The 14,233-nt window shown below is 54.4% G+C and carries 11 protein-coding genes; 4 read left to right on the forward strand and 7 right to left on the reverse strand.

The features are described 5' to 3' along the window. Window positions 1-207 precede the first annotated feature (207 nt). Window positions 208-447: a transcriptional regulator gene (locus HZZ01_RS19655; protein WP_179899120.1), complete on the reverse strand. Its 240-nt coding sequence runs from the start codon at window positions 445-447 to the stop codon at window positions 208-210. 368 nt (window positions 448-815) lie between these two features. Next, a complete protein-coding gene (locus tag HZZ01_RS19660) occupies window positions 816-2,252 on the reverse strand; it encodes a methyl-accepting chemotaxis protein (RefSeq protein WP_179899121.1) in 1,437 nt (478 codons plus the stop codon). Window positions 2,253-2,599: 347 nt separating this feature from the next. Here HZZ01_RS19660 and HZZ01_RS19665 point away from each other — a divergent pair, with 347 nt between their 5' ends. Then, the gene (locus HZZ01_RS19665) at window positions 2,600-4,381 is read left to right on the forward strand and encodes a sensor domain-containing phosphodiesterase (protein ID WP_179899122.1); all 1,782 of its coding nucleotides are present in this window, start codon (window positions 2,600-2,602) and stop codon (window positions 4,379-4,381) included. Window positions 4,382-4,405: 24 nt separating this feature from the next. Here HZZ01_RS19665 and HZZ01_RS19670 read toward each other — a convergent pair whose 3' ends face one another. Together HZZ01_RS19670 and HZZ01_RS19675 are read right to left on the reverse strand one after the other, a co-directional pair. Next, a complete protein-coding gene (locus tag HZZ01_RS19670) occupies window positions 4,406-5,989 on the reverse strand; it encodes a diguanylate cyclase (RefSeq protein ID WP_179899123.1) in 1,584 nt (527 codons plus the stop codon). A 397-nt stretch (window positions 5,990-6,386) separates the two neighbouring features. Continuing rightward, window positions 6,387-6,560 (reverse strand): hypothetical protein, encoded by a 174-nt coding sequence (locus tag HZZ01_RS19675; protein WP_255434367.1) that lies wholly within the window; start codon window positions 6,558-6,560, stop codon window positions 6,387-6,389. Window positions 6,561-7,070: 510 nt separating this feature from the next. Between HZZ01_RS19675 and HZZ01_RS19680 the strand changes: the two genes are divergently transcribed. From HZZ01_RS19680 to HZZ01_RS19690, 3 genes are all read left to right on the forward strand, one after another. Further along, complete coding sequence (locus HZZ01_RS19680; protein WP_179899125.1) at window positions 7,071-7,982, forward strand: GNAT family N-acetyltransferase; 912 nt, start codon at window positions 7,071-7,073, stop codon at window positions 7,980-7,982. A 600-nt stretch (window positions 7,983-8,582) separates the two neighbouring features. Continuing rightward, complete coding sequence (locus HZZ01_RS19685; RefSeq protein WP_179899126.1) at window positions 8,583-9,128, forward strand: chorismate mutase; 546 nt, start codon at window positions 8,583-8,585, stop codon at window positions 9,126-9,128. Between the two features lie 22 nt (window positions 9,129-9,150). Then, window positions 9,151-10,341 carry a cytochrome P450 gene (locus HZZ01_RS19690; protein WP_179899127.1) on the forward strand — a complete coding sequence of 397 codons (1,191 nt, stop codon included), beginning with the start codon at window positions 9,151-9,153 and terminating at the stop codon, window positions 10,339-10,341. A gap of 34 nt (window positions 10,342-10,375) precedes the next feature. Here HZZ01_RS19690 and HZZ01_RS19695 read toward each other — a convergent pair whose 3' ends face one another. Genes HZZ01_RS19695 through HZZ01_RS19705 form a run of 3 tightly spaced genes read right to left on the reverse strand, consistent with a single transcriptional unit; the run spans window position 10,376 to window position 14,189 of the window. Continuing rightward, window positions 10,376-11,380: a substrate-binding domain-containing protein gene (locus HZZ01_RS19695; protein ID WP_179899128.1), complete on the reverse strand. Its 1,005-nt coding sequence runs from the start codon at window positions 11,378-11,380 to the stop codon at window positions 10,376-10,378. Between the two features lie 29 nt (window positions 11,381-11,409). Further along, complete coding sequence (locus HZZ01_RS19700) at window positions 11,410-12,819, reverse strand: sucrose-6-phosphate hydrolase (RefSeq protein WP_179899129.1); 1,410 nt, start codon at window positions 12,817-12,819, stop codon at window positions 11,410-11,412. Next, window positions 12,819-14,189, reverse strand: coding sequence for a sucrose-specific PTS transporter subunit IIBC (locus tag HZZ01_RS19705; protein WP_179899130.1), 1,371 nt, complete (start codon window positions 14,187-14,189; stop codon window positions 12,819-12,821). Before HZZ01_RS19705 ends, HZZ01_RS19700 begins: the two co-directional genes overlap by 1 nt. Between the last annotated feature and the right edge of the window lie 44 nt (window positions 14,190-14,233).

The raw sequence follows: 14,233 nt of genomic DNA on the forward strand, positions 1-14,233 counted from the left end.
TGAGCCCGATGAAGCTGGCACCGCAGACAAAGAAGCGCCAGTGAATACGATAGGCCTGGCAGAGAGGGTGAGGCGGATCAGCGGCTTATGGCGGACCACGCCAGAATCATCTGGCCAGGCTTGTCAGACGAGCGGTAAATACGCTTCGCTTGTTTTGTATATCGGCCCGGAATGACTTTACTTAAGAGAAAACAGAGGCTGGCGGCCTTACTTTCTTAGCCTGGGTACCAGTTCATAATGCGGATGCTCTCCGGCCAGCAGCATCAGCAGTTCATACTCCCCCTGACTGAGCAGCGCCGGATTTTTCGATGCCTCTTTGGTCTGCCAGACGCGCTGGCTTAGGTCAAAACGTTCTGCTGCAATTTCCTGAGAGAGACCAGCGGCAACGCGCAGTTCACGCACGTTGTGCTGTACGGCAACAGGCCGCTGTAAAATCTGATTTCCCATATGAAACTCTCCGCCTGCGGAGCTCCGGTAAGCTGGCCGGGAAAAAGCGTACGTCCGCGGCCAAAGCATAAATTTGAGTTAAGTGTTAACGGCCTGCCAGTTTCTTCCTGCCGTGAAAGCGTGATGCATCACTATAAGCTCAGGAAATAATGCAGATTGTATTTAAAGCGATCGCCGAATAGGGCATGAATCGATCTGAATAATAGAAACCCCTTCTTAAACGTTACGGCAGCCGGAGGTTAATCAACACCCGGCAAAACCCTGAAAAATAATTGTTCATTCAGTTTGCAAAACCTCACACTGAACCCGGAATGTATTTCCGGCCTATATAACTTTCGTGATCAGAATCCTTCTGATATCCGAGCAGGCTATGCTTTGCCAAACGTCACCCAGCCACCCCTGGGCTCAGCAGGTGTCACGCCTTTATTCGCCACGGGGACGGTTTGATGCGGGAGAGTAAAGCGCGTAATCACGCTGCCCAGCGTTTGGGTCTGGCCGCTGAGGCTACCTGCCGTCGCCGAAACCTGTTGAACCAGCGTGGCATTCTGCTGTGTCACACGGTCAAGTTCAGCAACGGCTACGGTGACCTGGGCAATGCCTTTGCTCTGCTCATCCGAGGCCAGCGCAATCTGTCCAATCAGTTCATTGACGCCGCCGACACCGCGCAGTACGGCTGCCATGGTGGTACCCGCACTCTCTGCAGCCTGACGGCCATCGTCGACGCGTGCCACGGTATCAGCAATCAACTCTTCGATCTCTTTAGAGGCCACCGCACTTCGCTGCGCCAGTGAACGGACCTCACTGGCAACCACCGCGAAGCCACGACCCTGTTCACCCGCACGGGCGGCCTCTACGGCGGCGTTCAGCGCCAGAATGTTGGTCTGAAACGCAATACCATTAATGGTCGCGGTGAACTGCCGGATTTTTTCTGATCCCTGCGCAATGCTGGCGATGGCTGCCGATACCTTCTGAACCAGTTCCACACCCTCATGCGTGGTATTCGTGGTGCTGGCGGCCAGTTCACGCGCTTCACGCGCATTCTGTGCATTATGACGCACGGTGACAGTGATCTCCTCCATGCTGGCTGCAGTCTGCTCCAGTGCAGCGGCCTGCGTTGATGTCCGATCAGAGAGATCGGCGTTACCCGCTGCGATGTCGCCTGCTTCACGATGCAGAATGGCGGCGTTGTCCCGGATAGCACTGACCGTCTGTAACAGACTGTGCTGCATCTCTTTGACCAGCGGCACCAGTTGCCCGACACAGTTGCGCCCCAGATCGTCCGGCTCACGCGTCAGATCACCGTCGGCAATAATTTTTAAATGACCGCGAATTTTACCTACCGGACGCACCAGGTGAACAACCAGATAGCGGTCACAGAACAGCAGTAATGCCACTGCCGCCACCAGCGCTGCCAGTAGTACGCTCTCCAGACGATGACGGTCAGCTTTCAGCGGGGCCTGACTTTCAGCCAGCTGCTGCGTCACCTTATCCAGCTGCGCGCGGGCAACGGTTGCATAGTCTGCTGGCGCGGTTGTGAGGGTGGTGCGAAAGCTATCCCAGTCAGCATCGGCCGGGGTTAATGCAATGAGCGCATTTTTATCGGCTGGCGACCCGCTCTGCATAACAATAGCGCTGTGCGCCAGGAAGCTTAGTTGTTGCGTCAGGGCCTCTGTGCGATCGGTTTGACGATAGATGTCGCGCACCACCTGGCTGCTGAAGCCGCCAGCCAGCGCGACCACGCCCAGTGAAACGATCATCATCCACAGCACAACGCGCCGGATAGTGAAATGCCTGAGTGAATTCATGAGGTTTTCCCCGATGTTGTCATTGGTGTCGTTAAAATTAAACAAAAATAAGTTATATCATCTACTTTAATGCGTTATTATATCGTGCACTATGTTTATGCTTTTTATACTGGCAGGATATTTCAGAAATTAATAGTTTTTAACGACGAAATAATAGAATCGACATTACGAAAATATTTCATTAAAGAAAAAGGATTTGCTATTCTGCCCAGCGGTGGCGGGCAGCGCGATACAAAAATAAACGTTAAAGCGCTTTCCTTTTTCGGAAATAGCCTGTAGTCATAACACCATACCCTTTAATTTTCCTGTTTAATTTCGTGCCGTAATCAGCCGGTGCGGAGGAATCCATGCTTATGAGCCATAGCGGCGGCGACGAATGCCGTACGCGAACCCTGCATACGCTTCGCAGTAACGACGAAAGTCGTGACGATGTGTTGCGACAGTTCGTCCGGCTGTCCAGCCAGGCACTCGGTATTCCCGGCAGCTTTATCTCTGTTCTGGATGATGAGATGCAGCATGTTAAGGCTGCGCACAATTTCACCCTCACCCAATCCTCACGGCAGGATTCCCTCTGCCGGCATGCAGTGGACAGTGACAGCACTGTAGTCGTGCCCGATACGTTGCTGGATACCCGCTTTGCTGCACATCCGCTGATTACTGGTGCGCCTTATATCCGCTTCTATGCCGGTGTTCCGCTGAAAAGCAGCACGGGTCTGATCCTGGGTACGTTATGCGTGACCGACACCGCTCCTCATCTTTTCAGTGACGATCAGGTGGCGATGCTAAAAATGCTGGCGACACTGGTGATGTCATTTCTTGATGCCTGGCACTCGGCGGGGTTTGCCGATCCGGTAACCGGCCTGCCCAACCGTCAGCGTCTGATTCGTGACCTTCAGTTTCTTGCCGCCTCCGGAGACACCACGCCACGGCGGCTGGTGCTGATTGACTGTATTGATATGCCGCGTGCTTATGAGCTTGCGCGCTCAATGGGCATGGGGCCGGTTGAAAGCCTGCTGAAAGATGTGGCGACACTGCTGCCGCTACGCCTGCGTCCTGCGCCGGGTGAGATGCTCTATACCGTTGCAACCGGGCGCTTTGCCCTGCTGACACGTCAGGAGAGCAGACTCAATGCCGACTGGGTGGCAACAGAGCTGGCCGGAATCAGTGCGGATATCGGCGATGGGCTGTCGGTTGCACTGATGACCTACACCGGGGAAGCGAGCTTTAACACCGGAGAGATGCCCGCTCAGGAGATCCTGCGGCGTGCAGTCAGCGCGCTGCATGAGGCCATTACCCGCAACGTGGCCTCGATGCCTTTCAGTGAGGCCACCGATACGCGCCACACCCAGGATTTCACTCTGATGCATGACCTGGCCATGGCTATACGCCAGGATAAGGGATTGTGGCTCGCCTATCAGCCTAAAATCTGTCTGCACAGCGGCAAGCCGATTGGACTGGAAGCACTGATCCGCTGGCAGCATCCGCAGCACGGTGAACTATCGCCTGCACAGTTTTTACCTTTTGCCGGCCAGACCGAGCTACTCAGTGAGCTGACGACATGGGTCACAGAGCACGCCATCGCCAGGCTCTCCCGGCTGCGTAACAGTTATATTCAGCTGCCCATCACCATTAACGTCAGCAGCAGTGATTTTTCCCGCGACGGTTTTGCCGACGATCTGGAAGAGCGGATGATCAGGGAGAAGCTGCCGGTTTCGCTGCTGGGCATCGAGTGCCTGGAGACAGAACGGATTCTGGAAAGCCCGACTGCAATGCAGGGTCTTGAGATGCTAAAGCTTCGTGGATTTGGTATTTCACTGGATGACTTTGGCACCGGCTACAGCAACATCAGCTATCTTCGACGTATGCCACTGGACGTGATCAAGCTGGACCGTTCACTGATTAGCGAAATTTCGTCTGACACCGCATCGCGCGTCATCGCCCGCAGTATTATTTCGATGCTCAAGGATCTCGATTACATGGTGCTGGCTGAGGGGGTGGAGAATGCGGAAACCGTCACGGCGCTGACTGAGTTTGGCTGCGACCAGGCACAGGGATTTTTCTACTCCAGGCCGCTGCCGGAAGCGGCATTGGATGAGTGGCTCGGCTGGCGATTACGCAGTAAGTGCTGAGCCTCCTCCACCAGCCTCCGATTCTTACCTCACCGACTCAACGGCGTGGAAGCCCTCTGCCCTGGCAATCATCACGGTATTGCGCCCGGCAGCTTTTGCCTCGTAGAGCGCTTCATCGGCACGCCGCAGCAGCGCTTCGCGATCGCCAGCCTGTTCACCCCGGAAAGCCACGCCTGCTGATATCGTCACCGTTCCGGCAAACGGGAAGGTCGTGGTGCTGACAGTTTCACGGATGCGTTCTGCCGTGCGCGCGGCATCTGCCAGCGTGGTGTGTGGCAGCAGCAGAATAAACTCCTCGCCACCAAACCGGCTGACGATATCGCCGGTGCGGCAGAGCTGACGCAGCAAGGTCGCCAGGCTAACCAGTACTGCGTCGCCTGCGTCATGCCCGTACCAGTCGTTAATCTTTTTAAAATGGTCAATGTCTATAGCGATGGCACACTGTTCATGCTCGCTGTCTGACTGCGCCGCGAGCGCCGAAAACCCGCGGCGGTTGCAAAGCCCGGTCAGTGGATCGGTCATCGCTTCATCATTCAGCGCGGCCATATGGCCCGCAACGGCGTGGCGATGCGCCTGCACCGCTTCTTTGAGCCGGTCTGCCTCGTAATACCAGGTTTTAACCGTGGCGAGTGATTCCGCCTGCGCTTCGCTGCCACCATCGCGCACTCTGTCCGCCAGCTTTTCCAGTGGAGAAGCAATCCGCCCTGCCATAAAAGCAATAACGCCCGCTGTCACAATAATAATGCCCAGAACGAACCAGACTGCGCTTTCCGCCGTGCGCATCAGAATATGCCTGACCGTTTCAGAAGTGCCGGTAATAAATACATTCCAGCCAGTTTTATGCAGCGTGCCATAACCGGTCAGGTAGCTCTGTCCGTTATTCTCCAGCGTGAAGTGCCCGCTTTCAGTGTTAGCAAGGCGCTTCTGTAATGCCAGGCTGAGCAGCATCTTTGTTCCGACGAGCGCCGGGTCGTGACTGAAAATAATCAGTCCATCATTGCTGACCACGCTGACCGTTGATCCTTTGTTATAAAAATGCTGACTCAGGATCTCACTCAGCATGCTCTGTTTTTTGAGATAGATGGTGCCGCCAATGTAGCCCAGATAGTGGCCTTCTTCGCTGAACAAGGGTTGTGATAAAAACACCACATAGTTACCCGCTGCAGAGGTAAATGGTGCAGATATAAAGGGCTTCTGGGTCGCAATGGCCTGCAGGCTGGCAGCCGAGTGCAGCTTTATGCCAATCAGATTAAGACTGTCGGGTGAGGTGGCCGCAATGATGGCATCATGATTAACCACCAGCACCGAATTAAAAAAGCCCGACTGCATTCGCAGACGTTCAGTCTCCCCTTTCAGTTGGTCAATATTGCTCAGCGCCTTGATCTGCGAGGCACTCCAGGCCAGTTCACGTTGCGCTGTCTCAAGATAACGATCGGTGGTATCAGCCAGTTTACGGGCATAGGCAATGTTCCCTTCAAGCAGGCTGTCTTCGATATTAGCCTTCTGAAACAGCAGCAGCGCACTCAGCAGCAGACCGGAAGTCAGAATAACGCCGCCAATGGAAAGCAGAGTCAGCAGTGAACGAAGGCGCATTTTTTCATGGGGCATTGCGGTCAGTATCCGGATTAAGAGTCATTTAAGTGTAACAGTTGACGCTTCCGGTCAAGGGCCGAATAGAAGATGATTTAGTGAGAATTACGACGTATTGCCGGGCGCAGCACAAAATCGCCTGGCGTTACATAAAGCCGGGTTCAGCGTTCAGAGGGCCATGACACTAATCAGCAGAAAATGATTAAGCGGTAATAATGAAACTAACTGATTCAGGATCTGTGCAGAGAACGCGCTATTATTCGTGTCGACCGCGACGATAACGGCTTCCGCAGGTTTAAAATAACGGGGCAGAGTCTGCCCCATTTATCATCACGACTAAAATGGGCGTCGAACAGTTTAATTAAACCAGCATCAGCTACAGGTAATTATGAATAGGCATGAACATTTAAATTGCTTAACGCCAGAATGCTTTGATATACGAACGGCTGCTGAGTCTTTTAATAAACTGATGTGGACAGTTAAAACGACGACCGTCCCACTCCAGATTAAACCACTGAAAATCATCATTTTTAATGGTTTCGAGCAGGGTCATTGCCTGCATAGGCGTCTGAAAAGCATATGCTTTCATCACGCCCTCTTTGGTGCATAAATCAATATGAACCATATAACCCCCGGGTGTTAAAAGGATCGGACATTTTATAATTATTGAACAGCCCCTTTAGCATAATCTATTTATTGCCTGCCGATTATCTGATTCCGTAATATTTACGTAAAAATTATGTATTTTATTTCTCATTTATTTTTTTGGGCAACCTTGCCTTATTTAGTCAATTAATTTGACCATCTATTTCGCCTCCGGTCAGAGTCGAAAAACTCTTTCTGCCTGCTTTTAAATCAGTACCGGAAGTGGCAACAAGACGTGATCGCAAAGGATGATATTTAACTGCTCACCTTTTCAGCATCATACCGTCCGGCTTTCATGCTGCAGGAAAGGAATGGCGCTGGCTGGCAGGTTGAGATGGTCTTTAACAGAGCACATCGTTTACACTCTCAGCAGCCTCATCTGCACTCTGGCAATGGTTCAGACAGATCGCGGAAAGAGGCAGGAGACCACTGACGGCGGGCAATAAGGAATCTTATGCTGGATTATATGGTGTCGCTCTACCGTACTGTTCCTGTCTCATCTGACTGCCTCCGCGACTGGGTTGCCAGCTGGCTGGCGCAGGAGCAGACCCGATGCCACGATCATCATTTCTCTGCCAACTTTCCCTGGCGTGAAACAGGTCTGCCCCAGCACACCTTTTTGCAGCGTGAACTGAGGGTGAACGGCCAGCGATATCTCACCGGGCCACGCTATTTGGGTGGCGATCCTGCCCAGCCTTTTATTGAGATCGTGGCTCGTGATGGTCCCATCGATTACACGGTCGCTTCTGTCATTATGCAGGCGTGGCAGAAGATTAACCCCTTAAAGCTGCGTATCCTGTTGCCCGCAAGCCATCCAGATATCGGTTTAACCGATCAACTGATATTCATTAGCGATCCGGCTACACTCGCTGCGCCTCCCGACGAAGACATTTCTCTGGTGAAAGCCGGACGGAAAGATTATTCCGCCTGTATCCAGGCGATTAACCACGCCTATCGCGCCAGCTGGCACACGTTGCCGCATCTGCGTGATCAGCTGATGGCATCGAGCAGGCAGGAGTTACGGGAAGATATCGCCGGAGGACATGTGCTTTTGATTGTCTGGCAGGGAACGGTGGCAGGACTGATGATATGTGTTCGCCGGAGACTGACCTTTATTGAGGGATTTCAGATCATGGATGAAGTGATTATGCCCGCTTATCAGGGCCGTGGACTCGCCGCACGCGCTCAGCAGCATTTGCTGCAGCAGCTTCATCATCACTATGGTGAGAGAGCGCTGCTGACAGGCACCATTTTGCCCGGTAATACGCCTTCACTGCGAAGCGCACAAAATGCCGGACGGCGCTGCGTGCTGAAATATCAGTTTTTAACCCCTGCTGATTTAGCGCCGAACCATGTCGTTATTTAAAATCACCCTAATGCCAGTTTAATCAACTTATCCTGAACGCTGTAAACGCGCTGCTTCAGCGCTCTCTTCTGCGCTGATCCATTTTGCATCAAACGCACTATTTACTTTTTCCTGGGCGATTTTGGTGCTGTTTTTAGCTCTCTATGCCCGTTCATATCTACCCGGTTTGCCGCCTGTTTTCCCAGACGCTTAACGAACTCCACGACATTTTTACCATCAACAATAACCTGAGTTACCAACCTGTCACCCTATTTTTGCTGCTAAAAGCGCCACACTCGCGGCACATCGTATCCCTGATCCCTGTGCGCACGATGAAACACGCCGCGTAAACGCCTTCGTGGCGTCGCAGATAATTGCTGGCGCGATGCGGATCGCTTCAGGAGAGTCAAATCAGCCCAGCTGTATCAGCAGTTAACCAGGCAGTGTTGCAAATCAATATGAAGTTTTCATGACCGAAAAAATAAAAAAAAACTTCAAAATTAGTAACCTGTCTTCATCTCACTGTCCTGCCTTGCGATTCACATTTTGAAAACAAAATAATCACATCAGGTGACATTTTCATGCATAAATTAGTGCCAGTTCTATCAACGGAGCAGGCAAATGACTCACTTTGTGGCAATCTTTTTCTCTTCACTGTTTATGTGTAGTAACGTTTTTGCAGGTTCGGTTTCTTCTGTTTCTCTTGGATCACTGTCTTCCGCGCTCAATGAACGGATGCAGGTGATGAAAGCCGTAGCGGGTTACAAAGCACTGCATCATTTGCCTGTCGAGGATCTGCCAAGGGAGCAGGTGGTGCTGGATCATATGCTGCAGAACGCTGAGCAGGCCGGGCTTGAGCCGCACTCCGTGGGGCCGTTTGTTCATGCGCTGATGAATGCCAGTAAAGCGATTCAGTATCGCTATCGGGCTGACTGGCTTTCAGCACCGGACAGTGACCTCCCGGTCACGGATCTGGCCGAGACCCGCCAGCAGATAGAGCGGCTTGATACCCAAATCCTGACTGCGATCAGCCAGCGCCTGATGACCGGTACCTTCTCGCAGGATGACAACGCGTTTCTGATGTCACAACTCACGGCATCACACCTCAGTGAAAATGATAAAAACAGCCTTTGTGCTGCCCTCTCCCGCATTCAGCGTCTGTATTAATACATCCGGAGCAGAGTGAGCTATGCAACTTCATGAACTCATGAACCCCGATTATGCTGACAATCCTTTTGCGCTTTATCGGAAACTCCATCGTCAGGGACCGCTTATCCCTGCAGGAAACAGAATCATCATCAGCGGCAGTCATGCGGTGGTGGACGCCCTGTTGAACGATCGGCGAGTCGGTAAGAACTATATGGAAAGTGTCAGGCTAAGATTTGGTGAGGATGCCGCCGACATGCCGCTGTTTCAGGGGATCAGCAGAATGTTTCTGGTGCTCAATCCGCCGGATCATAACCGGTTAAGAGGACTGGTCATGAAGGCATTCAGCGCCCGGGAGATTAAACCTCTCAGGGAGATGGCGCTGACAGTAGCCAATGAACTGGTAGATGCTCTGGCTGCCCATCGCACCTGCGATCTGGCTCAGGCGTTTGCTTTTCCGCTTCCGGTGCGCATTATCTGCAGGATGCTGGATGTCTCAGAGTCAGATGCGCCTGAACTGGGCCGCCTTACCTCAGCACTGGTCAAGGTTTTCGACCCACAAATCAGCCCGGCGGATCTGCAGGCCGCCGCTGATGCTTTTTCCGTGCTGGAAAGTTACTTCAGCGCACTGATCGTCTCCCGGCGTCACAGCACCGCCAGTGATTTGGTGTCGCTTTTTCTGCGCAGCGGCAGTGATGGCGACCGGCTGAGTCACGATGAGATTATTGCCAATGTGATACTGCTTTTTCTTGCCGGTCATGAGACAACGTCAAATATGCTCTGCAACACCATTCTGGCCCTGCATGACCATCCGCAGGAACTGGCGTGCCTGAAACAGAATCATGGGCTGATACCCGATGCCATTCAGGAATGTCTGCGGTACGACAGTTCGGTCCAGATGCTTTACCGCACTACTCTGGAAGAGATTGAGGTAGCAGGCCAGCTGATTCCCCCCGGAACGCGGTTCTTTCTGAGTCTGGGCGCAGCCAATCACGATCCTCTGGTCTTTACCTCGCCGGAGCGGGTAAATATCCGCCGGCATGAAGGACGCTGCCTGGCATTCGGAGGCGGGATTCATCACTGCATGGGCTATCGGCTGGCACTGGCGGAAATGGAGGTGGCGTTAGAGGTATTGCTGACCCGACTGCCAGAGATGCGCCCTGTGACCGCTGGCGTTCGCCGCAATCACAGGGCCAACCTGCGCGGCGTCAGCGCCCTGCCGGTCGAGTGGTGAGATAAGGTATTGCCGGGTCAGAAACGCCCGGCGATCAGCCACGCAGCCGCAGCGTAGCGGGCAGGATAAGCTGGCTGTTAACCGGATCTTCACCGGCGATCATGGTGGTCAGCATCGAGAAGCAGGCCTGCGCGAGTGCCGGGACATTCTGCTCCACGGTGTCGATGGGAATGGAGAGTGAATCATAGAGGTAGTGGTCATCAAAACTGGCGATACGGATGTCGCTGGTCAGCAGATTATGCTCGCTCATGTAGCGCAGCACCCCCTCCAGCAGGCCACAGGCGGCGGTGAACATCGCTTTAGGTGGACGTCCCAGCCGCTTACAGAGTGCAGCAAACATCTCGTAGCCACTGCCGGGATGGTAGTTACCCTGAATAATCCACTCCGGCTGCAGCGTCACGCCCGCCCGCGACAGTCCCTCTCTGAATCCCGCAAGACGATCCTGTGTCGGCGAGAGATCGGACTGTCCGCCCATAAAGTAGATCTCCTCCGGAGAGGTGCGGGCCAGCTTTTCAACCAGCTCAGCAGTCGGCGTCACCGAGTCGGTGATGACCCACGGCAGCTGCGTGTGATTCATATGGCGGTCAAACAGCAGCACCGGAAGCTGTTCGCTGAGGCTGACATAGTCGCTGTCGTTCAGCATACTGGATGCCACAATCAGCCCGTCGACCTGACGCGACACCAGATTGTTGACCACGGCCATCTCCTGCCCGGCATTTTCGTCAGTGCAGGAGATCAGCAGTTGCAGACCGGCCGCGCGGCAGAGATTTTCCAGCGCGTGAGAAAAGGCCGCAAAGCCGTGGTTAGTCATTTCCGGCACCACCAGCCCCAGCGTATGACTGCGGGCATCATGCAGCATCCGGGCGTGGATGCTGGGCTGATAGTGGTGTTCACGGGCAAGTGACAGAACCCGCTCACGCGTCTCCTTCGCAACCCGTAACTCTTCACCACGGCCGTTGAGCACAAGGCTTGCAGTGGCTTTTGAAACGCCAGCCAGCCCAGCAATGTCACTGATAGTAACGCGTTTTGTTTTTCTCACGGCAAGGCATCGGTTAATGAAACAAGCGCTTATTCTACCATGCAGCGACGTAACGACCAGTAGCGGGCCTGCAGTTCTGCGCGCCCGCGCAGGGTCAGCAGCGCCGGCTGGTCCGGAAAATAGCGGCTGCTCATCACCCCTTCCCCACCGTTGATGAAGATCTCAACGCTGGAGTGATCACACAGGATCTGCAACCGGCGTGCTGTGCCAGTCCAGTAACGGTATGTCCATTCGCCCGTCACCAGACTGCGACGGGCAAGCCGCAGTTCATTCTGTTGCCACGTCAGGATCAGCGTATCGGCGAAATTGAGTTCAATGTCGCCCTGACATTCCAGTTCCAGCTCCAGCCGCTGTGCGCCGATCGGTGGTGTATGATCGGCGCGGCCCTGATAGTGCTGCTCTTTCTGCCGCAACGCCTGCAGTTCCGCCACGGGCTGCTGAAAGAGCCGCCCATTGTGTGAACTCAGCTCACGCACACACGTCATCTGATGGATCCAGCCCTGCGCGACAGTGGGCTGAGCCATCTCTTCGCCATCCGGCGTCCCCATCCAGCCCACCAGCAGACGCCGGCCATCTGCGGTCAGTGTGGTTTGCGGTGCATAAAATTCAAACCCGGCATCCATTTCATTCAGCGGCCCGTGCGGGTATGCAGGCTGCTGATAATCCAGCGAGCCACTCAGCCAGGCGCAGGCATGACTGTTAAGATAGCGCTTCTCTTCAGACGCGATGCCCTGCGGACAGCAGATCAGATAGGTGCTGTCGCCAAGCATAAACATATCCGGGCACTCCCACATGTAGCCCGCGGCACCCAGACCACCCCGTTCACTGCCCGCGATCTCACCGAGATTCTCCCACTCCCGCAGGTCGGCAGAACGCAACAGCAGCACCCTGCCCTGCAACTGCGTATTCTGCGCGGCCAGCACCATGTACCATTCATCTTTGTGACGCCAGACTTTGGGATCGCGAACGTGGCCGGTATAGCCCTCTGGCACGGCGATGACCGGGCCGAGTTTATCAAAACCCCCCGCGCTATTTTGCTGCGCCAGACACTGCCACGCCGTTCGCGAGCCATCATCAAACTTCACGTTGCCGGTGTAGATCAGCGTCAGCCGACCGTTGTCGTCTACCGCGCTGCCGGAGTAGCAGCCGCTGCGGTCATACGCCTCATCCGGCATCAGGGCGATGGGCTGATGTTCCCAGTGCAGCAGATCGGCTGAGCGCCAGTGTCCCCAACACTTGTGCTGATGCGCACAGCCCAGCGCATTCCACTGGTAGAAGAGATGAAAGTGGCCGTCAAAATGAATGAAGCCGTTGGGATCGTTAAGCAGCCCGGTTACCGGTGCCAGATGCCAGCCTGGATAATGGCTGTCGCTAAGCGCCTTCGGCATACCCTTCATCACCGCCTGGAGAATGGCGGCAAGACGTGTTGATGAGGCCATTATTCAGCATCCGTTTTGTATTTGAGCAGGTAAGAGATCACAAACGCGGTAGTAAAGGCGATAGCGATGCCGATAACATAATTCAGCAGAGAGCCAGCCTGGACAATCGCCATGCCCGGCAGACCCGTCAGTCCGACTGCCGTCATATAAACATGAACCGAAACCACCCACGCTCCACCCAGTGCGCCACCCACTAATCCGGCGATAAAAGGTTTCATAAACCGCAGGTTGATACCAAAAATCGCCGCCTCGGTGATCCCCAGCAGCGCTGAAAACGCTGAGGGCAGCGAAATTGCTTTAATCTTCGCATCGCGGGTTTTGAACCACACCGCCAGACAGGCCCCACCCTGAGCCACGTTCGCCATCGCCCAGATGGGCAGCAGAAAGTTCACGCCGATCGAAGGATTGCCCAGCAGTCCTGCCTCAATCGCATGGAAGCTGTGATGGACGCCGGTGATGACAATGACCGAATAAAGCCCACCAAACACCAGTCCCGCCAGCCAGCCAGCGTGCGCAATCAGGGTGCTGAGGACAAAGGAGATACCATCACCCAGCATACGACCCGCAGGGCCAATAATCAGCAGCGCAATGAAGCCGGAGATAATCACCGTCAGGAACGGGGTCAGGATCAGATCCAGCGCATCCGGGATAACCCGACGCAGCTGCTTTTCCAGCAGACTCATAAACCAGACCGCCAGCAGCACCGGGAACACCGTACCCTGATAGCCGATCATTGCCACTTCAATGCCGAAGAAGTTCATGGTGTGGAAACCGGCTGCGACGCCCCAGGCGTTGGTCAGCGCCGGGTGGGTCAGAATGCCGCCCAGCGTCGCCCCGAGGAATGGGTTACCACCAAACTCGCGCGCTGCAGTAAAGCCAATCAGGATCGGCAGAATAATAAAGGCCGCAGAGCTGCACATATCCAGCATGATGTAGAGTGCATTTTCCGGATTAACCCAGCCGTAGGTTTTGACCATCCCCAGCAGGCCCATCAGCAGACCTGACGCCACAATCGCCGGAATGATCGGCACAAAGATGTTCGACAGCAGGCGGGCGATGCGCTGGAAAGGATTGAGCTTACGCGCAGCAATATCCGCGGCCTCAGACTTGCTCGATTCGCTGATACCCGCCTCGGCGATAAAGGCGGCGTAGACCTTGTTCACCACGCCGGTGCCGAAGATAACCTGAAGCTGTCCCGCATTGCGGAAGCAGCCCTTAACGCCTTCAATCCGGCCAATCGCCGTGGTGTCCGCTTTCTCATCATCTGCCAGCACCAGCCGCAGCCGTGTCGCACAGTGCGCTGCGCTGGCAATGTTCTCTTTGCCACCCAGCAGAGGCAACAGTGCCCGCGATATTTTTACATAGTCCATACACACCTCAGTCTCGTTATGTTTTTATCCGCGTGGATTTAAGG

Origin of the sequence: Pantoea sp. WMus005 (assembly GCF_013415305.1) — a bacterium.
In the GTDB taxonomy this organism is placed as follows: Bacteria; Pseudomonadota; Gammaproteobacteria; order Enterobacterales; family Enterobacteriaceae; genus Pantoea; species Pantoea rara.

Bases quoted from the DNA above. Each gene is read 5' to 3' on its own strand.
- HZZ01_RS19655 (WP_179899120.1), bottom strand. From the start codon at position 447: ATGGGAAATCAGATTTTACAGCGGCCTGTTGCCGTACAGCACAACGTG.
- HZZ01_RS19660 (WP_179899121.1), bottom strand. From the start codon at position 2,252: ATGAATTCACTCAGGCATTTCACTATCCGGCGCGTTGTGCTGTGGATG.
- HZZ01_RS19665 (WP_179899122.1), top strand. From the start codon at position 2,600: ATGCTTATGAGCCATAGCGGCGGCGACGAATGCCGTACGCGAACCCTG.
- HZZ01_RS19670 (WP_179899123.1), bottom strand. From the start codon at position 5,989: ATGCCCCATGAAAAAATGCGCCTTCGTTCACTGCTGACTCTGCTTTCC.
- HZZ01_RS19675 (WP_255434367.1), bottom strand. From the start codon at position 6,560: ATGAAAGCATATGCTTTTCAGACGCCTATGCAGGCAATGACCCTGCTC.
- HZZ01_RS19680 (WP_179899125.1), top strand. From the start codon at position 7,071: ATGCTGGATTATATGGTGTCGCTCTACCGTACTGTTCCTGTCTCATCT.
- HZZ01_RS19685 (WP_179899126.1), top strand. From the start codon at position 8,583: ATGACTCACTTTGTGGCAATCTTTTTCTCTTCACTGTTTATGTGTAGT.
- HZZ01_RS19690 (WP_179899127.1), top strand. From the start codon at position 9,151: ATGCAACTTCATGAACTCATGAACCCCGATTATGCTGACAATCCTTTT.
- HZZ01_RS19700 (WP_179899129.1), bottom strand. From the start codon at position 12,819: ATGGCCTCATCAACACGTCTTGCCGCCATTCTCCAGGCGGTGATGAAG.
- HZZ01_RS19705 (WP_179899130.1), bottom strand. From the start codon at position 14,189: ATGGACTATGTAAAAATATCGCGGGCACTGTTGCCTCTGCTGGGTGGC.